Annotated in this window: 18 protein-coding genes and 1 rRNA gene; 3 read left to right on the top strand and 16 right to left on the bottom strand. The window is 48.7% G+C overall.

Annotation, left to right across the window (positions count from 1 at the left end):
• Positions 1-27 precede the first annotated feature (27 nt).
• The 6 genes from HMPREF0980_RS11430 to HMPREF0980_RS11405 form a co-directional block, all read right to left on the bottom strand.
• Positions 28-1,875, bottom strand: coding sequence for an ABC transporter ATP-binding protein (locus HMPREF0980_RS11430; protein WP_049729231.1), 1,848 nt, complete (start codon positions 1,873-1,875; stop codon positions 28-30).
• 1 nt (position 1,876) lies between these two features.
• A complete protein-coding gene (locus tag HMPREF0980_RS11425; protein WP_049729230.1) occupies positions 1,877-4,234 on the bottom strand; it encodes an ABC transporter ATP-binding protein in 2,358 nt (785 codons plus the stop codon).
• A 21-nt stretch (positions 4,235-4,255) separates the two neighbouring features.
• Entirely contained in the window at positions 4,256-4,759 is a 504-nt protein-coding gene (locus HMPREF0980_RS11420; protein ID WP_049729229.1) for a MarR family winged helix-turn-helix transcriptional regulator, read from the bottom strand.
• 220 nt (positions 4,760-4,979) lie between these two features.
• Complete coding sequence (dtd, locus tag HMPREF0980_RS11415; protein ID WP_049729228.1) at positions 4,980-5,426, bottom strand: D-aminoacyl-tRNA deacylase; 447 nt, start codon at positions 5,424-5,426, stop codon at positions 4,980-4,982.
• Positions 5,427-5,439: 13 nt separating this feature from the next.
• Positions 5,440-5,934, bottom strand: a complete 495-nt coding sequence (locus HMPREF0980_RS11410; protein ID WP_049729227.1) for an HD domain-containing protein — start codon at positions 5,932-5,934, stop codon at positions 5,440-5,442.
• Positions 5,927-6,829, bottom strand: a complete 903-nt coding sequence (locus HMPREF0980_RS11405) for a DMT family transporter (RefSeq protein ID WP_049729226.1) — start codon at positions 6,827-6,829, stop codon at positions 5,927-5,929. Before HMPREF0980_RS11405 ends, HMPREF0980_RS11410 begins: the two co-directional genes overlap by 8 nt.
• A gap of 152 nt (positions 6,830-6,981) precedes the next feature.
• Here HMPREF0980_RS11405 and HMPREF0980_RS11400 point away from each other — a divergent pair, with 152 nt between their 5' ends.
• Positions 6,982-7,662 carry a TMEM164 family acyltransferase gene (locus HMPREF0980_RS11400; protein WP_049729225.1) on the top strand — a complete coding sequence of 227 codons (681 nt, stop codon included), beginning with the start codon at positions 6,982-6,984 and terminating at the stop codon, positions 7,660-7,662.
• 29 nt (positions 7,663-7,691) lie between these two features.
• Here HMPREF0980_RS11400 and HMPREF0980_RS11395 read toward each other — a convergent pair whose 3' ends face one another.
• The 5 genes from HMPREF0980_RS11395 to HMPREF0980_RS11375 all read right to left on the bottom strand — a co-directional run bounded on the left by HMPREF0980_RS11395 (position 7,692) and on the right by HMPREF0980_RS11375 (position 14,809).
• On the bottom strand, positions 7,692-9,995 hold the full coding sequence (locus HMPREF0980_RS11395; protein ID WP_049729224.1) for a xanthine dehydrogenase family protein molybdopterin-binding subunit: 2,304 nt from the start codon (positions 9,993-9,995) through the stop codon (positions 7,692-7,694).
• The gene (locus HMPREF0980_RS11390; protein WP_049729223.1) at positions 9,986-10,456 is read right to left on the bottom strand and encodes a (2Fe-2S)-binding protein; all 471 of its coding nucleotides are present in this window, start codon (positions 10,454-10,456) and stop codon (positions 9,986-9,988) included. The genes HMPREF0980_RS11395 and HMPREF0980_RS11390 overlap by 10 nt, the downstream gene beginning before the upstream one ends.
• The gene (locus HMPREF0980_RS11385; protein WP_049729222.1) at positions 10,453-11,262 is read right to left on the bottom strand and encodes an FAD binding domain-containing protein; all 810 of its coding nucleotides are present in this window, start codon (positions 11,260-11,262) and stop codon (positions 10,453-10,455) included. The genes HMPREF0980_RS11390 and HMPREF0980_RS11385 overlap by 4 nt, the downstream gene beginning before the upstream one ends.
• 95 nt (positions 11,263-11,357) lie before the next feature.
• A complete protein-coding gene (locus HMPREF0980_RS11380; RefSeq protein ID WP_049729221.1) occupies positions 11,358-13,898 on the bottom strand; it encodes a putative bifunctional diguanylate cyclase/phosphodiesterase in 2,541 nt (846 codons plus the stop codon).
• Positions 13,899-14,152: 254 nt separating this feature from the next.
• The gene (locus tag HMPREF0980_RS11375; RefSeq protein ID WP_049729220.1) at positions 14,153-14,809 is read right to left on the bottom strand and encodes an ECF transporter S component; all 657 of its coding nucleotides are present in this window, start codon (positions 14,807-14,809) and stop codon (positions 14,153-14,155) included.
• Between the two features lie 174 nt (positions 14,810-14,983).
• Here HMPREF0980_RS11375 and coaBC point away from each other — a divergent pair, with 174 nt between their 5' ends.
• Positions 14,984-16,183, top strand: a complete 1,200-nt coding sequence (coaBC, locus tag HMPREF0980_RS11370; protein ID WP_049729219.1) for a bifunctional phosphopantothenoylcysteine decarboxylase/phosphopantothenate--cysteine ligase CoaBC — start codon at positions 14,984-14,986, stop codon at positions 16,181-16,183.
• A gap of 65 nt (positions 16,184-16,248) precedes the next feature.
• On the opposite strand, the gene HMPREF0980_RS11365 is transcribed toward coaBC, so the two are convergent.
• Genes HMPREF0980_RS11365 through HMPREF0980_RS11355 form a run of 3 tightly spaced genes read right to left on the bottom strand, consistent with a single transcriptional unit; the run spans position 16,249 to position 20,124 of the window.
• Positions 16,249-17,349 (bottom strand): DUF917 domain-containing protein, encoded by a 1,101-nt coding sequence (locus HMPREF0980_RS11365; RefSeq protein WP_049729218.1) that lies wholly within the window; start codon positions 17,347-17,349, stop codon positions 16,249-16,251.
• Between the two features lie 28 nt (positions 17,350-17,377).
• A complete protein-coding gene (locus HMPREF0980_RS11360) occupies positions 17,378-18,649 on the bottom strand; it encodes a cytosine permease (RefSeq protein ID WP_049729217.1) in 1,272 nt (423 codons plus the stop codon).
• Positions 18,650-18,669: 20 nt separating this feature from the next.
• Positions 18,670-20,124 (bottom strand): amidase family protein, encoded by a 1,455-nt coding sequence (locus tag HMPREF0980_RS11355; RefSeq protein WP_049729216.1) that lies wholly within the window; start codon positions 20,122-20,124, stop codon positions 18,670-18,672.
• Between the two features lie 305 nt (positions 20,125-20,429).
• Between HMPREF0980_RS11355 and HMPREF0980_RS11350 the strand changes: the two genes are divergently transcribed.
• A complete protein-coding gene (locus tag HMPREF0980_RS11350; protein WP_049729215.1) occupies positions 20,430-21,128 on the top strand; it encodes a helix-turn-helix domain-containing protein in 699 nt (232 codons plus the stop codon).
• 50 nt (positions 21,129-21,178) lie between these two features.
• Here HMPREF0980_RS11350 and HMPREF0980_RS11345 read toward each other — a convergent pair whose 3' ends face one another.
• Positions 21,179-21,691, bottom strand: a complete 513-nt coding sequence (locus HMPREF0980_RS11345) for a ferritin (RefSeq protein WP_049729214.1) — start codon at positions 21,689-21,691, stop codon at positions 21,179-21,181.
• 225 nt (positions 21,692-21,916) lie between these two features.
• A 23S ribosomal RNA gene (locus HMPREF0980_RS11340) occupies positions 21,917-22,271 on the bottom strand; the annotation flags it as partial.

The following is a 22,271-nucleotide window of genomic DNA, read 5'->3' as shown; positions in this document are numbered from 1 at the left end:
CGTCCCCATTTCATTTTGACCTGTCCCTTATGCGCTTCTTTCGAACTGTGAGTTATAAAGTTCTGCATAGAATCCATTCTTGGCCAGCAGTTCTTCGTGGTTCCCCTGTTCTATGATATCACCGTCTTTCATGACAAGTATCATATCCGCATCCCGGATGGTTGACAGCCGGTGTGCGATGATAAAGCTCGTTCTCCCTTTCATCAGGTTATCCATGGCCTTCTGTATCCTGACTTCTGTTCTCGTATCTACGGAGCTTGTGGCTTCGTCCAGAATCAGTATCTTTGGATCTGCGAGGATAGCCCGTGCGATAGTAAGAAGCTGCTTCTGTCCCTGGGACACGTTGCTTGCTTCCTCGTTCAGTTCCATATCGTACCCACTCGGAAGCGTCTGAACAAACCGATGTACATGAGCCGCCTTGGCTGCTTCCACAACCTCCTCATGGCTTGCATCCAGCCGCCCGTACCGTATATTGTCTTCTATGCTTCCTTTGAAAAGCCAGGTGTCCTGAAGCACCATACCGAACATCTGACGCAGTTCGCTTCTGTTGAAATCCCTGATGTCATGTCCGTCAACCTTTATGGAACCGCTGTTTACATCATAGAACCTCATGAGCAGCTTAACCATCGTCGTCTTTCCTGCTCCGGTCGGACCTACGATAGCTATCTTCTGTCCCGGCTCTACCCTGGCGCTGAAATCATTGATAATCGTATGGTCAGGATTGTATCCGAAATGTACATGGTCGAATTCTACCCTGCCCTCCAGTCCATCCACGGAAACAGGTTCCGGTACAGTCTGATCTTCTTCCTCCTCTTCCAGGAAGGCAAAGACCCGTTCTGAGGCGGCGGCTGTAGACTGCAGCATATTTGCCACCTGTGCCACCTGCTGTATCGGCTGCGTAAAGCTTCGCACATACTGGATAAATGACTGGATATCCCCGACTTCTATCGTCTTCTTGATTGCCAGATATCCTCCCAGAATAGAAACGCCCACATAGCCCAGGTTGCCGACAAACTGCATGACCGGCATCATCATGCCGGACAAAAACTGTGATTTCCAAGCTGACTGGTACAATATTTCGTTCGTCTCGTCAAATGTCTCAATCACATCGCCTTCCTTGTTGAATACTTTGACGATATTATGTCCCCCGTATACTTCTTCTACCTGTCCGTTGATATGTCCAAGATACTCCTGCTGTGATTTAAAATACTTCTGCGACCTCTTCACGATCAGTGAGATGAGGCCCATGGAAATCGGAAGTATGAGCAGAGCAATCAATGTCATAAGGGGACTGATGCTGAGCATCATTACAAGTACGCCGATAATCGTCGTGACAGAAGTAATGACCTGCGTCGCACTCTGGTTCAGGCTCTGCCCCAACGTGTCGATATCATTTGTAATTCTGGAAAGTATTTCACCGTGCGTCATTTTATCAAAATAGTTCATCGGCATACGGTTAATCTTTTCCGATATTTCTTTTCTCAGTCGGTAGGTCATCTTTTGTGAAATCCCTGTCATGATGTAACCCTGGATAAATGAAAATGCTGCGCTGACCGCATACAGGCAGAGCACGGCAATCAGTATCTCGCCGACTTTCGTAAAGTCGATGCCGCTGCCGCCGGACACCTTGCCTACCAGCCCGTTAAATATCTCCGTTGTTGCCTTTCCCAATATCTTCGGCCCTACTATGCTGAAAATAGTTCCTCCGATAGCAAAGATGATGACAAAGAATATGGCTATCTTATACTTGCCCATGTAGTTCATGAGCTTCTTCATGGTTCCTTTAAAATCTCTGGCTTTCTCTCCCGCCATCGCTGCTCCGTGAGGGCCGCCCATCGGTCCCCGGCGTCCTTCTGTATTTCCCGTTTCTGCCATGTTAGCCCACCTCCTTCATATCTTCACTGAGCTCTTTTTCTGAAAGTTGGGAAGAGGCAATCTGATAATATGCGTCGCAGTTCTTCAGCAGCTCCTTATGTGTGCCGATTCCTGCTATCATACCGTCATCCAGTACGATAATCTGCTCTGCATGAAGTATCGTGCTGATTCGCTGCGCGACGATAATCACAGTGCTCTCTGCCGTCTTCTCTTTCAATGCGTTTCTCAGCTTAACGTCTGTCTTGTAGTCGAGCGCTGAAAAGCTGTCATCGAAAATATATACCTTCGGATGCTTTGCGATTGCCCTGGCGATAGACAGTCTCTGCTTCTGGCCTCCTGATACGTTGGAGCCGCCCTGGGATATGGCGCTTGCGTATTTCTTCTTTTTACTGTCTATAAATTCAGTCGCCTGTGCTATTTCCGCGGCCTCTCGCATCTCTTCCTCGCTGCCGCCCGGGTTGCCGTACATGATGTTGGAAGCGATATCGCCGGAAAACAGTATCCCTTTCTGCGGCACAAAGCCCAGCTGGTCACGGAGCTCGTGCTGAGAGATGCTTCGCACGTCTTTCCCATCTATCAGTACCTGTCCCTCCGTCACGTCATAAAATCTTGGTATAAGGTTCACCAGCGTAGTCTTTCCGCTTCCCGTACTTCCGATGATGGCTGTCGTCTGCCCTGGTTTCGCGGTAAATGTAAGATTGTGGAGCACATCCTCTTCAGCGCCAGGATACCGGAAAGATACGTGATCAAACGTAACTTCACCTTTGCCATCCTGTGGCAGTGCTTCTGCATCCTCCGGGTCATGAATCAGCGTGCTGCTTCTCAGCACTTCATCTACACGGACTGCGGATACTGCCGCCCTTGGAAGCATGACAGATATCATACAGATCATCAGGAACGACATGATGATCTGCATCGTATACTGGATAAATGCCATCATATCTCCAACCTGCATCGTACCGTCATTGACATTGTGTGCCCCGGACCACACGATGAGTACAGTGACGCCATTCATGATAAGCATCATCGTAGGCATCATAAACGTCATGGCCCTGTTGACAAACAGGTTGACCCTCGTCAGATCCATATTTGCCCTGTCAAACCGCTTTTCTTCGTACTTCTCGGTGCTGAATGCCCGGATAACCGGAAGGCCGGTCAGGATTTCCCGTGACACAAGGTTCAGGCGATCCACCAGATTCTGTACCGTCTTAAACTTCGGCATGACGACTACAAACAGCACGATGACGACACAGAGTATCAGACCGACTGCCAGGCCGATAATCCAGGACATATCGGCGTTCGTGTTAAATACCTTCCATATGCCTCCAATCGCCATGATAGGCGCGTACAGTACCATGCGCAGTATCATGACCGTCAGCATCTGTATCTGCTGAATGTCATTTGTACTTCTTGTAATTAGAGAAGCCGTAGAAAATTTATCAAATTCACCATTTGAAAATCCGACCACTTTTTTAAATACATCTCCGCGGATTCCCCGGCCCACTGAAGCACCTACTCTCGAGGCCAGCAGTCCTACTAATATGCTGGCCATCATGCCAAGTGCTGCCAGTGCAAGCATTTTCGCCCCTGTGTACAGGATATAATTGTTCTGCTTGACATCCGTGTCTATCCCTATGTTGCTGTAAGCATTTTTGATGTATGTCGTAGCTGCCTGCTCAACCATCGTTTCCGGCATTGATACCATATTCTTTTCAATCTGGGCGATAGCTTCATTCCGCTGATCGGGCTCCATATTTTCAAACATTTCGAACACGGACATGCTGTCCACGTCAGGAAGCTGAGACTGAGCCTGTTCTACCGCCTGCTGCTTCATCTGCTCTTTTGCGGCCTCCGGCAGATTCTGTCCTGCGGCCTGTGCCTCAATCTGCTCGTTTATCTGGGCTTCGACCTGGGCCTGCATCTGGCTCTTCATCTGAGACTTCATTTCTTCCTGCATCTTCTTCGTCATATCGCTGCCAGACTCAAAACCGCTGACGAGGAGCATCGGTCTGCCAAGTATTCCTGAGAGCTTATCAAGCTTTTTGCTGTCATCTCTGACTGCATGTTTCAACGTATACACTTTGCCATCGTAGTCATAGTCTTTTTTACTGACCGCATATGCGTCTTTCACTGTATCTTGTTTATCAGATGCCACAAAAAGAAGCAGCTTATCTAAATCATCTTCACCGATTTCTTCCGGTACTGTTTCGCTGATGCCACCTTGCTGAATTCCAACATTTACGATATCAGAAGTGTAGGTCGGCAGCGACAGGTCACAATATGCCTGAACGATAAGTACACAGAGAATGGCAAATACCGCTCCGACATAAGGTTTTAAAAATTTTATCAGTTTACTCATATAATGCCTTTCCTTTCCTGTTTATATTCTGTCATTTAGTGCAGGACGCGTACGCTCCATAATGAGCGCCATATCCAGACCCCGGAATTCCTTGGAATCGAGAAGATTCTCCTGCATCTGCAGCAAAAGCCTTCTCAACAGCATCTTTTCCTCCTGCGTCATATTTTGATAGAGGATTGCCTCCATCTCATCCATCACAGTTCTTATATCCTCTACACAGCTTTCCCCTTTTTCCGTAAGTAATATCCTTATGATACGCTGGTCTTTTTCATCCGGCTCTTTTTCAATGTACCCACGGGTCTCCATCTTACGCAGTGCAACTGTCATAGATGGAGGCGTGATGCCAATCCTTTCCGCCAGTTCCCGTTGGGAAAGCTTCCCATTGCAGGACAGCACAAACAGAATCCCGGCCTGGCTCGGCTTCAGGTCAAAATCATCCAGACGCTTATACGCCTGATACTTGCTCATATGAATTAAACGATGCAAAATCACAAATACTGGTACATCATCCTTATGCGTGTTCATTTCGCACCTCCTCCCAGATAATTAGAAATCTAACAATTATATTATTCATCTTTACTATAAAAGTCAACATATTTATATATATTTAATAATTATCCAATAAATTTCACAAATAATTCATTAAAAAACTAATTAAATATATCATTTAGGTACAGGTCAAAATGCAATTGGGGACGTAACCCTTTTGAAAAAGATCACGTCCCCGTTCACAGTTTATACACATTTATAATTGTTCTGAATCTAATAATATCGTAAACGGACCATCGTTTATAAGGCTTACTTTCATATCTGCCCCGAACTGTCCGCGTTCTACTACTTCTACCTGTTCTTTGCATCTTGCTATGATGTACTCGTACATCTCTTCTGCCATCCCGGGCTCGCCTGCTTCTATGAAGCTTGGCCGGTTGCCTTTTTTGCAGTTGGCGTACAAGGTGAACTGGGATATGAGAAGCAGCTGTCCGCCTACGGTGTCGAGCGACAGGTTCGTCTTGCCCTGCTCATCTTCGAAGATGCGGAGCCCTAGCATCTTTCTAATCATCTTGTCGGCGACTTCTTTCGTATCGCTGTCGCATACGCCGATGAGTACCATGAATCCTTTTTCTATCTGCCCTGCAACTTCTCCATTAATTTCCACACTGCTCTCTGATACTCTTTGAACTAAAAATCTCATCTTCTCTCTCCTCTTACTCAGCCAAAAACATGGCCGTTGCTAGTGCTTTTCCGCTCTCTGTCACAAATATGCGTTCCAATGCATTCCGTACTGCTCTTTCATTGATTCCATCCTCGTTCTCAAACAGGTTCACAAGGAAATCCGATTCCACCAGAATCTGATAATCCATTCCGTCCATGCCCGTATAAGTATGGTGATGCCCGACAAGATAGCAGACCCGTTCGATAAGTTCCCGGTCATAACCTATCTTTGCAAGCAGCTTTGCGGCCTCATCCGGGCCAAGCTCTTCCTGATGCTTCCCTGCAATGTCGCCATATACTTCCTCGCTTTTCTTGATGCCGATATCATGTACTGCCGCTGCGGCTGTCAATGACCGAAGCGTGCGGCTGTCCAGCTGTTCCATCTCCCCAATCATCCGGGAATATGCGTACACTTTCATAAAATGCTGAATCCTGTGCGGCTGTCCAGCATAATACTCCGTCATCCTCATCAGCAGCTCATTATCCATACTGTATCTCCTCCTTCTTTCTCTCCGGCAGCTGTGCCAATATGATTGCCGCAAACATGAGCACGCATCCGGCCGTCTCCCTCGCGGACAGCGTCTCTCCAAGAACGATCCAGCCTGCCAGTACGGAGAAGCATGACTCCAGGCTCAATATCAAAGAAGCAATAGCAGGATTCACGTTTTTCTGCCCTATAATCTGCAGCGTATAAGCAACTCCACAAGAAAGTACACCGGCATACAAAAGAGGCATCCATCCCTTCGCCATATCTGATATCCTTGGCGTCTCAAGCAGAAACATAGGCACGATGGAGGCGGCCCCGCATACGAAGAACTGGATGCATGCCATCTTAACCCCATCGACCTTCGGAGAAAAATAGTCAATTACGAGAATATGTATGGAAAAGATAAGCGCACCAAAGAACAGCAGCACATCTCCTTTCCCTATCGCAAATGTTTCGGTGATGCATAAAAAATACAGTCCGGTCAATGCTATTACTACTGCTGCCCATACCTTGATTCCAGTTCTCTTCTTAAGAAATATACCCAAAACCGGTACGATAACGATATAAAATGCCGTGATAAACCCGGCCTTTCCGGCTGTCGAATACTGGATTCCAATCTGCTGCAGGCTGCTGGCGGCAAAAAGCAGAAGCCCGCAGACAGTGCCCCCCAATATCAGGTCTTTCCTGCTCCCTCCGGCCGCCTCGGTCCCACGGCCCCTTTCATTCAATTTTCCTATCAAAAATATACATGGCAGCAACGCCGCGCCGCCGATAAAACTGCGCACTCCGTTAAAAGTAAATGGTTCCAGGTAATCCATCCCGATACTCTGGGCCACAAAAGCCGTCCCCCATATGAAGGCCGTCAATACGAGCATGATTGCATTTTTTGGTCTCATCTTCTCTCACTCCGCTTTAGTTCTTTTCATTCCGTCTCATATAAACAACAATCGTATTATAGCATAACAGCAAAAATAATTACACCTGTTTTCATCTATGGAAACGGCGTATAATGATATCAGAAACTTATTACTGACAAGAGGTGACCATTTTGATAATATACAACAGCCGCCATTACAACCACATTTACCTGATATGCGGGCTCGCAATGGCGGCCAGCGAAATCTGGAAACAGCTCTGCCTTACCTTTATCGTGAACCAAGGCCACTACTACTGGTGGTACTTTCCTTTCCAACTGTGCAGCATACCGATGTACATCTGCTTATTGCTGCCATGGGCAAAGTCTGTCAGGTTACGGAAAATACTGCTTACATTCCTTATGGACTTTGGCATGCTCGGGGGCATCTTCACCTTCTCTGACACAAGCGGGCTCCACTACTCCTATACGCCGCTGACCGTCCATTCCTTTGCCTGGCACATCCTGCTCGTCCTGCTGGGCCTGACTGCAGGGCTTTCCCTCGAAAGCGACTATTCATGGAAAGGCTATGGCAGATGTACGGCCCTCTATGGCGGCGCGTGTATCATCGCGACTGTATTCAATATGGTGTTTTACCGGTTCGGAGCCATCAATATGTTTTATATCAGCCCGCATTATTATATAACACAGGTTATTTTCAAAGATATCGCACAGTTCTTCGGAAATACCGCGGGCATCTTTATCTATATCGGTTCAATCGTGGCAGGCGCGGCTGCCTTCCACTTTATCTGGCACCTCTTTTACAGGCGCCGGAGGGCAGGAAGACAATTTCATCCGGGCAAGACAGAAATCTGAAGCTGTTAAAAGCATTATGTTCTAATTTATCAGCGTTCAACCAGGTCTGACCCCTTTCCAGCTTCTTGCATTCCCCAGTATATTTTCTCAGCCGTTATGGGCAGTTCCCGTATCCTGACTCCAACCGCGTTAGACACTGCGTTGGCGATGGCCGGGGACGGCGTATTGATGACGATCTCACCGATGGATTTTGCGCCAAAGGGGCCGGTGGCCTCATAGCTGCTCTCAAACTCCACCCGTATATTCCCCACATCGAGGCGGGTCGGAATCTTGTACTGCATAAAAGAATTACTGTAATTCTTCCCCTGCGGTCCGTAGACGACTTCCTCAAAGAGAGCCATCCCGATTCCCTGCGCCAGACCTCCTTCTGTCTGTACACGTGCCAGCGCAGGATTGATGACCGTCCCGCAGTCTACTACCGCCACATAGTCTGTCAGCTCCACCTGTCCCGTCTCTTTGTCTACTTCCACTTCTGCAATGCCGGCCATGAACGGCGGCGGTGACACGGGAGAAGAAAATGCCTCGCTGGCATACAGGGCATCCTCATTGCTGCACATCGCCCTGTTCCCTATCTCCGCCCGGGATATCGTCCTGCCGGTCTTCAAATCAATTACGTTTTCTCCGTCAAATTCCGTATCATCAAAGCCGCAGCCAAGATACCGTGCCCCTTTCTCACAAATCATATCCCTCAGCTTCTCACACGTACGCACTACAGCCATGCCGGTCACATAGGTCGTACTGGACGCGTAAGAGCCGGTGTCATAAGGGGAGGCGTCTGTATCCACACCGTGTACGATAATCTCCTCCATACTGCAGTCCAGGCATTCCGCCGCCATCTGTGCAAGTATCGTGTCGCAGCCTGTTCCCATGTCGGTAGCGCCAATCATCAAGCTGTAGAAGCCGTCGTCATTGACCTTGATTCCAACCGCTGCCGTGTCCACGCCCGATATGCCGGACCCCTGCATCGCCAGGGCGGCTCCGACTCCGCGCACTTTTCCGTTCCCCATATCGCGGCAAGGATACTTCTCATCCCATCCAATCATCTCCTTCGCCCGCTCAAGGCAGCGGTCAAGCGCGCAGCTGCCCGCTTTCTCCCCATAGTAAGCAGGCATTATCTGCCCTTCTCTCACTATATTCTTCTCCCTGAATGCAACCGGATCCATACCAATCTGCACAGCCAGTTCATCTACCGCGGACTCCACCGCAAATATGCCCTGCGTAGCCCCGTATCCTCTGTATGCCCCGGCAGACATCACATTCGTATACACCACGTCATAAGCAAAACGAAATGCATCTGTCTTTCCATAAAGAGGGATGGACTTATGGCCGGACAGGCCTACCGTCGTAGGGCCATGCTCTCCATATGCCCCTGTGTTGGACAGCGTATAGACATCTATGGCTTTAATGATTCCGTCCTTATCTGCTCCCATGCGCACGCGCACTTCCATCTCATGCCTTGGAGAAGAGGCGGTAAGTGATTCCTCCCGCGTAAATACCATCTTTGCCGGCTTTCCCGTCATCCAGGTCACGAGAGCGGGATACACTTCCGACACTGCCGTCTGCTTCGCACCGAAGCCGCCTCCGATTCTCGGCTTGATAACCCGAATCTTGGCCTTTGGGATGTCAAGGGCATTGGCCAGGATTCTTCTAACATGGAATGGAATCTGGGTGGAGGATACCACATTGAGCCTTCCATATGCATCTATATATGTATAGGTACGGAATGTCTCCATCATAGACTGCTGGTTGGCCTGCGTATGATAAGTCTTATCCACGACATAACTGCAATCTTTCAGCACCTCATCTACATCTTGGTCAGCGCACGAACCACTGGCGCACAGGTTCCTCTTATTATCCGCGCCGACGGGGCAGAGGCTCTTCCAGCTGTCCTCCGGATGGACTAGCACCTCATTATCTCTGGCAGACCGGAAATCCAGCACAGGCTCCAGCACTTCATATTTCACCTTTATAAGCCCCAGAGCTTTCTCAACGGCATCCTTTGAACAGCCCGCGACGACAGCCACCGGGTCGCCCACAAAACGAACCCTCCTGTCAAGTATCAGCCTGTCATACGGGCTCGGCTCAGGATACGTCTGTCCCGCCATCGTAAAACGCTTGTCCGGACAGTCCTTATATGTAAGGATACACTCGATGCCTGCAACCTTGTCTGCTCTTTCCAAATTTATATCCTGTATAAGCGCATGTGCGTGGGGGCTTCTCAGCACTTTCACGATCAGGCATTCCTTTGGAGCCAGATCGTCCGTGTACACCGCCTTTCCAGTGACGAGCGCCCTATGGTCCACTTTCTTTACCGATTGATTCACTACCCGCATGCCGGTCCCTCCCCCCTCGACTTCAAATACTTCTGTATCGCGCGCAGCTGACCCATATACCCGGTGCAACGGCACAAGTTGCCGGACAGATATTCCTTAATCTCATCTATAGCAGGATCCTCAAGCTCCCTGGCCATTGCCAGCACGTTCATGATAAACCCAGGTGAGCAGAATCCGCACTGCTCCGCCCCTTCCGCCGCCAGAAATGAGCCAAACTCCGCTGCCTCTCTCTCAATACCTTCCAGCGTGGTAATCTCTCTTCCCTCTGCAGCCGCGGCCAGTACGGAACAGGAAAGACGTGATTTCCCATCTATCCACACGGTACACAATCCACAGTTCGCTGTCTCGCAGCCACATTTTACACTGCTGCAGCCAAGATTCCTTAATACATCAAGCAGAACCGCATCCTCCCGGATATCTGCCTCCCTCTCTTTACCATTTAATACAAACCGAATCATCATACGTTCGCTTCCTCCGATACAATTGACGTAATGGCCCTCCTGATCAGGACCTCTGCCAGATGCCTGCGGTAGCCGGCGCTCCCTCTCATATTGCTCCCATAGGAAAATGCTGCTGCCGCTTCTTTTGCATAGGCAGCTATCTGTTCCGCATCCGTATCACGGGAAATCCTCCAGAACTTTTCCAGAAGTGACGCCCGCATCGGCCTTGCCCCCACAGATACGTACCAGCATTCCTCGCCGTGCAGCAGCCCTGTCACCACCGCACAGGCAAGTACAGGAAAATCCGTGGCCGTCCGGCGCACAGAAGCATATCGTATCTTTCTCTCGCGCTTCCTTATGATGACAGACACTAATATGTCGTTATCCGGCCTGTGGCTGACAAATTCAGAAAGCCGGATCGTACCGCCGTTATATAGCTCCACAAACGTATCCAGCGCCAGCAGGCAAGTAAGCACATCAGAGAAGCCATATCTCCCGTATATGCTTCCCCCAACGGTGGCCTGATTGCGGAACTGGACGCCGACGATATGGCGTACCGCCTCTTTGATGGCACCACCGTACATCTCCTGCAGCCCTTCGTGCTGTTCAAGCGCACGCAGCGTACACATGGCCCCTATCCTAAATACATGATCTGTCTCCTCTATCCCGTCAAGACCGAGGCCGGATATATCTATTATCGTCTGTACTCTTGCATTGCCGAGCCGCATCCACATCATGCCTCCCATAACGCGGCTGTTCCGTGCTTGATTCAGCTCGTACGCCTCTTTCAGCGTTTTTGCTTTAACATATTGGTTTACTGAAAACAAAATATGTCTCCTTTCATTTTTGCAGAATAAAAAAGGCGTAAATGATTCTAGTCATTCACACCTTGCAATTTAATATTTTACCATATATGCACACTTCATGCAATGGGGAAATCTTCTGCCTTCACGGGTTTTCCGAAATAATAGCCTTGTATCAGCTCCAGTCCGCAGTCCATTACCATCTGGTACTCCTCCCGCGTCTCTATGCCTTCGAGGCAGACCGACTTACCGACCTCGTGGCATAATTCGGTTATAGCCCGTATGAACGTCATGTTAAATGCGTCAGAGGTGAGTCCTGCCGCAAATTCCCGGTCAATCTTCACTACATTTACCGGTATCGTCTTCAGGGACCTCAGCGAAGAATATCCGCTTCCAAAATCATCCATGGCCACCTGTATCCCACGTGCCTTCAGGTCTTCCATGCAGCCCCTTACGAGCTCATCTTCATTCGCCAGATAGGATTCTGTCAGCTCCAGCGTCACTGCCTGCGGTTCAAGTCCCGCATCAGCAAGAGCCGAGCTTACGAAAGACACCACATCATCCTGCAGGACCTGCATGTACGACAGGTTGACGCTGATACGGAAATCTGGACATATCTTCCGCCATTCACTGCACTGGACCGCTGCTTTTCTGAATACCCACCTGCCAAACTCGACAATCAGTCCGCTCTTTTCCAGCAGTGGTATGAATTCCACCGGAGATATGCTGCCATAACCCGGACAGTTCCACCTGGCCAGAGCCTCGGCTCCATAGAGGCTGCCGTCGTCAGACTCTACCTGGGGCTGGTAATACACGTCAAATCCGGCAAATCCTCTGTCGACACACTCCCTGAGAAGCTCCGTCAGCTTAAGCCGCCTCGTCCTATCAAAGATAATGTCCCTGGAAAATACGGTAAGCCGGTTCTTCCCAAGCCGTTTAGAATCTTCCAGTGCATAATCTGCATATTTTATAAGATCCAGATAGTTGTCAGCATCCTTCGGATATACGGAATAGCCTGCGGAGATGGTACAGTGGTACTTTCTGCCATTCCACTCCTGCTGCCGGTCAAGCTCCTTCTGTATATCTGTAAACAGCTTCCTGTATTCCCCCTCCTCTCCGTTCAGTATCACTACTCCGAATTCATCTCCATCCAGCCTGTAAACGACAGCGTTCGCCGGCAGTACGGACCGTATCTTCTCCGCCGTGACGCGCAGAATCTCATCCCCGAAGGATCTGTTATAGAGATCGTTGATATCCTTAAATGTATCCATATCAAGAATCATAATGCCCATATGGCTCACTTTTTTACTGTCTACAAGGTGTTTCTTGATAGTCCCCTCGAATTTGAACCTGTTGTACAGCCCCGTCATATGGTCAATCTGTTCTCTTTTGCCAAGATTGGTAATGAAACCTGCAAACAGTTCCGGCATCCCCTGGACATCCCTCACCATCTTCCCCCTGCAGCGGAGCCATATCCATTCTCCCCGTACATTTCTTGCCCGGTATTCGATATTGTGATATTCTGTCCTGCCGTCTGCAATCTCCTGGTTGCTCTCCAGGAACTTGCTCTCGTCATGCGGATGAATCAATCCGCCCCAGAAAGCAGCCGCATTTTCCAAAATCAGCCCCGGAAGTCCAAATTCTTTCACCATGGCGGGCGGATACATGAATACGCCTGTCTTCATATTACCTACAAATATATAATCCTCCGTACTGGCCGTAAGCGCCGCATATAGATGATCCTTGTCATACTGGAAAGAAGTCTCCCTGCCGTAGTCTATATCCGTCAGCCTGCCCTGGGCCTGCTCGATATGATATGAGCGCTTCTGTATGTACATCTGGCTGTCTGCCTTGGCAATGACCTGCGTGACCGTATAGCTGTCCTCCGGATAGACTTCCATCAGCCCATAGCTGAAGCTCATACGGTAAGGCAGCTTGTACTGCCTTTCCATCTCCTTCAGCCTGCCCTGGATCCGGCGCATGCTGTCGTCTGCTTCCTCGCTGCTCTCCGCGTAAAAAGCAACTACGAACTCATCTCCGCTCAGCCGCAGAGCCAGGTCCTTATCCTTCAGCACCTCCCTGACGGCCAGCGCCGCATACCGCAACAGCCTGTCCCCCTCCAGATGGCCGAAACGGTCATTCACGGTCTTCAGATCATTGATATCAAAAAGGGCTGCAACGACCGTCTTTTTCTCCTTCTTCGCCTGTTCCATGAGCTGCCGGAGCTTCTCCTTCCCGGACCTTCTGTTCCACAGTTCAGTCAGCTCATCTATATTAGCCGTCTCAGAGAACGTCAGGCGGTTCGTGATATCCATAGAATTCTGAATATGATACACCCTTCCGTCCAGCTCTATGAGGCTGTCATAGTTCCGGTACACCCGTCCCGTGAGAACATTATGCTCATCCCAGATGCACAGCTTCCTGTCCTTTTCGCCGATAAGCTCCTTTATCCTGCAGAAGCTGCATCTTTCCCGCATTCCCTTCTGCAGTACCTGCCAGCATGTATGCCCCTCCGGGTTATCCAGCCCGAATGTCTCTTTCATCACATCATTCATATACACGATTTCGTCCGTCTCTATATCAGTCACGAATATATTTGTATATAAGCGGTTCAGGATATTTCCAAATAGTTCATTCCCAAATATATTATCAGCAGCCATACATCTTCCCTCTTCTTAAATCTCCAGTATATTGATTTTATTGTAAGCCTTTACCGGTCGTAATACAAGCCGGAAACGCTCCTTCCGTACCGGAAAATATTTCTGGAAGGTCATCCTGATATAGAAATGGATTGCAATCCAGGCATTTCCTTGTAATGAAAAAGCCAGATATCATAAAGTCTGATACCTGGCTTTCCGGCAGTTCTTCGCTGCCGATTAAACTCTATCGTATAAGTTCTCCTGCCGCGGACAGACTACCGTACTGCCTGTGCGCTGAACATACCGAAATTCATCTTCTTCATCACCTGGATGAGCACTTTGCCCAGTGCCAGTACAAGTACTGCTGCCGCTGCCGCTTCCGGAATACCTGACGCGGTCACCGTTCCCATAATCAATCCCCACACTGCTGTAATCCCCACTTGTTTTGCATCTGCATACTGCTGGGCAAACAATACATATATGCTGCCCATGACTGTAACCGTATTCACCATAGAACCGATAAAACCTACGACAGGCAGTGCAATCATCTGGCTGACTTTCAGCCTTGTCAGCAGAATCCAGAGCCATCCGGCCACAATACCTATCAGTATCCGGCATCCCACGGATATCCAGATTGCCTTGGCCGCACCTCCAAGTCCGGTCGTGCTCATAAACGGTGAAAAAGCAAATGACAGCAGGGTAGGCGCCATCGTATTGCTCACCAGAGAGCAGATGCCAAACACGCCGCCTAATATCGCTCCCGCTCCGGGGCCAAGCAGCACTGCTCCGATTATGACCGGAATGTGTACAGTTGTCGCCTTGATAATTGGCAGTTGAATCATACCGAGCGGCGTATTTGCCAGCACGATGACGATAGCCGCCATAAGTGCAACACTGACCATCCAACGAGTGTCATGTCTTCTTACTTTCATTATTCAATTCCTCCTTGTTATCATTCTCCGCAAGCGGAGATACAATACAATTACGGTGTAATTATAGCATTATCCGCGTCCAGTCAGCAAGTATTAATTTGCAATCGCCTCTTCATTTCTATATAATAAGAATTACAGTAAGGCAAATCAGTTCATACGGAAAGGACCTATATTATGAATTTAAAAGGAAAAACTATACTTCTCGGCGTCTCAGGCGGAATTGCCGCATATAAAAGTGCCTCTCTCTCGAGCCTGCTCGTAAAGTCAGGTGCAGACGTGCACGTGCTCATGACAGAACATGCCAGGAACTTTATCAATCCTGTCACGTTTGAGACGCTGACCGGCAATAAATGTATAACAGACACGTTTGACCGTAACTTTGAATTTAATGTGGAACATGTGGCGCTGGCAAAGAGGGCGGACTCTGTCATCATCGCTCCCGCGACTGCTAACGTAATCGCGCGGCTCGCGCACGGACTGGCGGACGATATGCTGACGACTACGGTTCTTGCCTGCCAGTGTCCCAAAATCATCGCACCTGCCATGAATACGCGCATGTATGAAAATCCAATTACGCAGGGCAACCTAACGCTGCTTGAGCAATATGGGATGGAAGTCGTATCCCCGGCCAGCGGCCGGCTTGCATGCGGAGACACCGGAAGTGGAAAGATGCCGGAACCCGAAACGCTGCTGCAATATGTATTCCGTAGCTGTGCCCTGCCCCAGGATATGGCCGGGCTTAAGGTTCTCGTCACGGCTGGTCCCACACAAGAGGCAATCGACCCGGTCCGGTTCATCACGAACCATTCTTCGGGAAAGATGGGGTACAGCATCGCAAGAATCTGTATGCTCCGCGGGGCTGATGTTACGTTAGTCACCGGACAGACAGATCTGGAACCTCCGCTGTTCGTGGACACCATCCCCGTCATCTCAGCGCTGGACATGTTCCGTGCCGTAACCTCCAACAGCATGGGGAAAGACATCATCATCAAGGCGGCGGCAGTTGCTGACTACCGGCCGGCAAAAATAAGCGAGGAAAAGGTGAAAAAGTCAGACAGCGAACTATCCCTGCCCCTTGAACGGACGGACGATATATTGAAATACCTTGGTGAACACAAAGCACCCGGCCAGTTTCTCTGTGGTTTCTCTATGGAGACAGAGAATATGATTGAAAATTCCAGGAAGAAGCTTGTCAATAAGCATCTGGACATGATTGTAGCAAATAATCTGAAAGAAGAAGGTGCGGGCTTCGCGGGTAACACGAATGTAGTCACATTCATCACCCCCGATACGCAGACGGAGCTGGGCATCATGGACAAGGAGAACGTAGCCATGTGTCTCCTCGATGAGATACTGAAACGTATCCGTTCATAAATGAAAGGTTAGCAAAGCGTACGCCGCTGGGGAGGCATGGGGCATCTGCCCCGCCCCTCCCACCATTAATCAAACGGCACATGTTCTACGTTGTCAAGACCAATGTTATGGAACACGTCACGCCAGCACGAAAATCCTTCCGGAATCCGATACCATGGCTCTGCGGCCTTGATACCGATAATGGCTAATTCCATTCCTATCTCCAGCTCATCATTCGTAATTCCCTCTCCCCTCCCGATATGAATCATTCCGATAGAGTCCGGGGCGGTTAACAGCAGCTTTCCGGTAGAATCATCCCTGAGCGCCAGGTTCTCGTTCTGGACAAGAAGCGTATATGTGCCATCTCCCGTATCAATTGTCGTTCTGCCAAAATCAAATCCTTCTTTGCATACCCATTCCTTGTTAAGAATAGTCCCCTGGCAGAAGAATTTACCTTCCAGCACTTTCAGGACTTCCTCAACGGGGTTCGTATGCTCCGCTTTCGCGCGCAGCAGCGCCTTTCCGGTCTCCTGCAGGCTTACAGCGGAACCGGCGACCAGGCATTCCCTGCAGTCTGCTTTGCTGAGAGGGGGCAGGCAGTATGCGATGAGGATATTATTGTAAGCAACTACGATGCTTCTTCCAATCAATTCCATCGTCGCAGTATCACACGTATCCGGTGTCTCGATTATTATGCTCTCCCCGTGTATGGAGGCATAGACGAGGGGGCTGACAGGATGTTTATACACACAGGTCAGGATATTGCCAAGCGTCGGCACGGATCTGCCGCAGGAATCCGCATTTAAAAGAGGAATCCCCGCCTCCGACGCAACCTTCAGGAAATAGGGGAGCTGGATGCAGTCATGTTCCAGCGTGTAGAGGTATCCGATCTTTTTGCCCTTTGCCGCCATAAGTTCCTGCATCTTGCGAAGAGCGATGATTCCGTCCCGGGCGTCATGGCATACGGCAGCATTGGTAGAGACAGGTCCCAGCTTGCCTACCGTTACCGCATAGAGATCTTCTTCCATCTCCTCTACGTCTATCAATTCAATCTCAATCGGCTTCTCCCTGTCGATCCGCTCTATTTCCTCAATGGCGCATTGCAGCGGATAGTCGCCCCCATCGCTTCTGAGAACGGCGCCGTGGCACATTTCTATAAAATCTTGTTTGTGTAGAATACGTGACATAAATCTTTCCTCCTAAATAGAATATGTATTATCGTGATGCGTCGCCGGCGGCAAGCTTCATCGTTAAGAAGTAGAGTACGCCAGAGACGAGGATGCCATTGATGGTAGAAAAGCCAAAGGGAAGGAACAAGGCTGCTAAAACGCCGCAGACAAGACATATTATACCTTTCCAGTGGAATCCGGGGCGTTCTTTCCAGTCTTCGACCTTACCATGTCTTAACAGCCAGTAATCTGTAATCATAACACCGGCAACCGGGGGTATGCAGCTTGCCATCAAATCAAGGAAATTTGTAAAGTAGTTCATAATGCCGAATACAGCCAGCAATATTCCGACGATTCCAGCTACTGCGGTTGCCACCGCACGTCTTCTCCCTGACAGATGAAGCAGGCTTGTGATTGCCAGGCCGCCGGTGTATGCGTCGCAGGCCATTGTCGTCCACGTGGCAAGGACAAGAATAATCAAGCCTATAATCGGAAGCCCAAGCTTCGCAATCAAGACAGATATATCCGATTCGCCTGTAGCGGCACCCATAACAGATCCTGCGATAAATAAGAACAGGCAATAAGGGATGATCCCTACGACCGCCGCCAGACATGAACCCTTCCTGTCACGGCAGAATCTGTGGTAATCGGGCGAAATCGTGCTGCCTACCGCCTGCATGCCGAAAACCATCGCCACCCCTTCTGCAAGGCTGATGGGTTCGACCGGTGAAGCTTTGATTAAATCCGCAAATGACATATCTTGCAGACAAGTAACCATGCCATAGATGCAGAGCAGTATCAGCGCAGGAACGGCAATTATATTTAGTTTTGAGATTATCTTTTCTCCAAGTATAGAGACTGTCAGCATAATGATTCCAAGAACGATGATAGTCGCTTCGCGGTTCCAGTGGATATTGTTCAGCGTCAGTATCTGGATAAATGATTCTCCTGCAATCTGGCAGTCGCTTCCAGTCCAGCATATAAGCGTCGTTGCAAGTATAAAGGATATGATTATCCCGGCCCCTTCCCTGCCGAACGCAGAGCGGGCCAGCACAACGGTCGGCAGTCCGGTATCGGTCCCCTCCATCCCCTGCAGGCAGAACACGACCGAGAGCAGCAATGTGCCTATAATTACTGCCAGGACCATCTCAAAAAAAGACAGGCCCTTAATCATAAGAGCGCCGACCATAATTGTCGGGACACAGATAGAACTTCCGGCCCAGATAAAAGATGTCTTCCACCAGCTATGACGTTCCTTTTGCGGTACTGGTCTGAAAGCATCTTCTTCAAATAGTGAGTTTTTTTCTTGTTTGCTCATTTCGAAAACCTCCCAACTTATTATAATGTATTATCATCTGTCAAAACGGGCGGTAGCCGCCGCCTGGACACTTGTTCATACCCGTAGGCTGCAGCCAGGACTTTCCCCTCCTGAAATGCACTTGCATAAAATGACATTCCGGTCGGTATGCCGCTCTTTGAAAATCCCATAGGGACGACCATCGATGGATACCCCGTAATCGCAGGCAGGTTTGAGTAGCAAGGGCTAATAATGACATCCAGCTTATGCCGCTGCATGCAATCATCTATCGCATGCCTGCCCTCCTCGAGCGCCTTCAGCTTTTGAGACCAGTAGCTGCCCTCCACGAGACGTCCTGTCGTCTGATTCTGTGCAAGAAGCAGCAAGTCCTGACCGTATCTCAATGCCGTTTCTGCATGCAGTTCGTTATAGGCTACAATATCTGCCAGAGAGCGGCACTGTCCTGTGGCATAACGGGTAAGATAATAGTTGAGTGCCGTTTTAAATTCATATAGCATCGTAGCCTGTCCTAATATCCCGCTCTCCAGTCCTGTGAACGGGATATCACAGCTCACCAGTTCTGCGCCCGCCTTCTGCAGAAGTACCAGCTCTCCTTCAAATATATCGCCACTGTCATCGGGAAAAGAATCTGTTTCAGACCATACCCGGTTGACGCCAATCCTCATACCCTGCAGGTTATTCATCTTTAAAAACTTCGTATAATCACTATGTGCCAGATGCTCTGTACATCCGGTCGCCGGGTCGTCAGAATCTGGGCCGGTAACCATACCCGCAAGCAGAATAGCACAATCCGTGACAGTTGCTGCCATAGGGCCTGCCGTATCCTGCCCGCAGATGGGGATGATGCCAGAACGGCTGATAAGGCCGGCAGTCGGTTTCAGCCCGCATATTCCGCAGAAAATAGCGGGAAAGATAATAGAGCCGGCAGTCTCTGTTCCGACAGCCGCGCTGCAAAACCTGCCCGTGGCCGCGGCGGCTGAACCAGAACTGGAGCCTGAGACCGGAAAAGAATGATCATAAGGATTTTTTACCTGCCCGCATCGGGACGAATAGCCGTCAGGTAACTTATTGGCCATATAACGGGCAAATTCAGAAAGATTCGTTTTTCCAAGAATCACAGCACCAGCCTTTCTCAACTTTGTCACAAGAGGTGCATCCTTCCGGGCAAAATTATCACTTAAGGCAACAGATCCTGCTGTCGTATGCATCTTGTCACCTGTACTGATATTATCCTTTAACAAGACAGGGATGCCATGCAGTGGTCCCCTGGAGCCAGACTTGGCACGTTCTCTGTCCAGCGCTTCCGCTATAGAGACAGCATCCGGGTTCAGTTCCGCCACGGAGTTGATTCCTGGTCCGCTCTGGTCATATTGCCGGATGCGTTTCAGATATGCAATGGTCAGTTCCTTTGAGCTAAGACGCCCCTTATCCATCTCCTCCTGCAGACATGGTATGTCTGCATCCGTTATATCCATTCTTTCACTCCTCCCAACATTAATATGATATAATATAAGAACCTGCTTACTGGTTATATTATTATTGGATCCGAACAGAAAGTCAAACATCGTCATGTATCTTGAGATGAAATATCCTGCCTATAAATTTTCATATAAGGAAATTCCTTATAAAAGCAGAATATGGCAGAAATGCAAACACACAATAAAATGCAGAAAAGTATATTATAACGAAACTTCATCTTGATTTTAGTTAACATGTACACTATACTTGGAAAAATAAAAGAAGCTAATTATCTAATAGCAGTAGGAGCGGAGGAAAGATTGTGAAGGACAGAGTAAAACGGGTGGGTGAACGTATCCGATTTTATCGGAAACACCAGAAAATGACATTGGAAGTGCTGGCGGCCAAAATGAATAAAAGTAAAGCGACAATCTCTAAATACGAAAACGGTACGATTATAATGGATATCGAGACGCTCTACGAGTTCGCAGATGTCTTTTGTATTCCGGTCTACTGCCTTATTGACGATATACGTAAAGAATCTGTAAATGACAGGCATATGCCGTTCTCCTCTTCCATTCTTTATTTTTACATTTTTAAAGGCAGCGGAAACCGCGAAATCACAGAATCCTATCTAAGTCTGGCGGAAAAAGATGGGGATTGCCAGATAACATTATATTATGGCGGGATTCCCGATAGACTGAGCAAATCCTGTCTTGTCTATATAGGAAAAGGATTTGGCACAGATACGACTTTTTCATTCATGGTTACAAATTATCAAAACCCTTTGGACCAAATGTATTTTACTGCCAGTCTGCCGTATATAAACTGGAACGGATATCTGGCCGGCTTTTGGGTAGGCCTTACATTTGAGGGAGTCACACCTATCTGTATGAAGGCTGTCATCTCAGAAAAACCCATAGAGAATCAAGAGTCTTTAAGAAAACTTCTAACCGTAACTACGGACGAACTGAATTATTTTAAAAAGCGGGACAAGTTCCTGCTTCGCAATGAAGAATAAAGCCCCGGGGAAGATGTTCTTCCCCGGGGCCCTATTAAATATACAGCTCCTTACAATACAAGTGACGGTGCTGTATAAGTCCTTGTCCCAAGTTCACTGTCCAGCATGTAAAGGCTCTTTGCATCTTCTCCGAACAGTTCAAACCTTTTAATCAAATCTTCCGCACTCTTTTCCTCTTCGCCCTGTTCTTTTACAAACCAGTCTAAAAACTGCATAGTACGGAAATCCTTAACCGAATACGCGGCATCGTAAATATCGTGAATCAGATTTGTCACATATCTTTCATGCTTCAGCCCTTCTTCTAATACGCCCTTTGCGTCTCCAAGCGGTATGTCAGGCTTGTCCACTGTCTCTAAAACCACTTTCTCTCCATTGTTCTGAAGATACTGTATCATCAGCATCGCATGGTCTCTTTCTTCCTGAGTCTGAACCTTGTACCAGTTTCCAAATCCCTCTAATCCCATATCATAATAGAAGTTGGAAAATTCCAGGTACAGATACGCAGAAAAAAATTCTTTATTAATCTGGTTATTTATTAAATCAACTACTTTTTTATCTAACATGTGTAATCCTCCTTTTATCTTTACTCTGTTTACATTATACCCTCACTGAGTATTGATTTCAACTGTATAATACTTGAAGAAAAATGAGAGGCTGTGTTATATTCGTTGTCATAGTCTCCTTGTGCCACCAAAAAAAGCCAGCTGACGCTGACTTTTAAACTTTTGATATGTACCTTCAAAACCGCATACAAGAAATATCATCCATCCATTACCTATCCACCATCTCTGGTCATGCCCTCGACCGATTAGTAGCAGTCAGCTCCATGCATTGCTGCACTTCCACCTCTGCCCTATCTACCTCGTCGTCTTCAAGGGGTCTTACTGCTTGCGCAGGGATATCTCATCTCGAGGGGGGCTTCACGCTTAGATGCCTTCAGCGTTTATCCCGTCCCGGCTTGGCTACCCTGCCATGCTCTTGGTAGAACAGCAGGTGCACCAGCGGCCGGTCCATCCCGGTCCTCTCGTACTAAGGACAGCTCCTCTCAAATATCCTACGCCCACGCCGGATAGGGACCGAACTGTCTCACGACGTTCTGAACCCAGCTCGCGTACCGCTTTAATGGGCGAACAGCCCAACCCT

It is taken from the genome of Dorea sp. D27 (assembly GCF_001185345.1).
GTDB lineage: Bacteria > Bacillota > Clostridia > Lachnospirales > Lachnospiraceae > Extibacter.
This window is presented reverse-complemented; position numbering and strand designations above follow the sequence as displayed.

Bases quoted from the DNA above. Each gene is read 5' to 3' on its own strand.
- HMPREF0980_RS11430 (WP_049729231.1), bottom strand. From the start codon at position 1,875: ATGGCAGAAACGGGAAATACAGAAGGACGCCGGGGACCGATGGGCGGC.
- HMPREF0980_RS11425 (WP_049729230.1), bottom strand. From the start codon at position 4,234: ATGAGTAAACTGATAAAATTTTTAAAACCTTATGTCGGAGCGGTATTT.
- HMPREF0980_RS11420 (WP_049729229.1), bottom strand. From the start codon at position 4,759: ATGAACACGCATAAGGATGATGTACCAGTATTTGTGATTTTGCATCGT.
- dtd (WP_049729228.1), bottom strand. From the start codon at position 5,426: ATGAGATTTTTAGTTCAAAGAGTATCAGAGAGCAGTGTGGAAATTAAT.
- HMPREF0980_RS11410 (WP_049729227.1), bottom strand. From the start codon at position 5,934: ATGGATAATGAGCTGCTGATGAGGATGACGGAGTATTATGCTGGACAG.
- HMPREF0980_RS11405 (WP_049729226.1), bottom strand. From the start codon at position 6,829: ATGAGACCAAAAAATGCAATCATGCTCGTATTGACGGCCTTCATATGG.
- HMPREF0980_RS11395 (WP_049729224.1), bottom strand. From the start codon at position 9,995: ATGCGGGTAGTGAATCAATCGGTAAAGAAAGTGGACCATAGGGCGCTC.
- HMPREF0980_RS11390 (WP_049729223.1), bottom strand. From the start codon at position 10,456: ATGATGATTCGGTTTGTATTAAATGGTAAAGAGAGGGAGGCAGATATC.
- HMPREF0980_RS11380 (WP_049729221.1), bottom strand. From the start codon at position 13,898: ATGGCTGCTGATAATATATTTGGGAATGAACTATTTGGAAATATCCTG.
- HMPREF0980_RS11375 (WP_049729220.1), bottom strand. From the start codon at position 14,809: ATGAAAGTAAGAAGACATGACACTCGTTGGATGGTCAGTGTTGCACTT.
- coaBC (WP_049729219.1), top strand. From the start codon at position 14,984: ATGAATTTAAAAGGAAAAACTATACTTCTCGGCGTCTCAGGCGGAATT.
- HMPREF0980_RS11365 (WP_049729218.1), bottom strand. From the start codon at position 17,349: ATGTCACGTATTCTACACAAACAAGATTTTATAGAAATGTGCCACGGC.
- HMPREF0980_RS11360 (WP_049729217.1), bottom strand. From the start codon at position 18,649: ATGAGCAAACAAGAAAAAAACTCACTATTTGAAGAAGATGCTTTCAGA.
- HMPREF0980_RS11355 (WP_049729216.1), bottom strand. From the start codon at position 20,124: ATGGATATAACGGATGCAGACATACCATGTCTGCAGGAGGAGATGGAT.
- HMPREF0980_RS11345 (WP_049729214.1), bottom strand. From the start codon at position 21,691: ATGTTAGATAAAAAAGTAGTTGATTTAATAAATAACCAGATTAATAAA.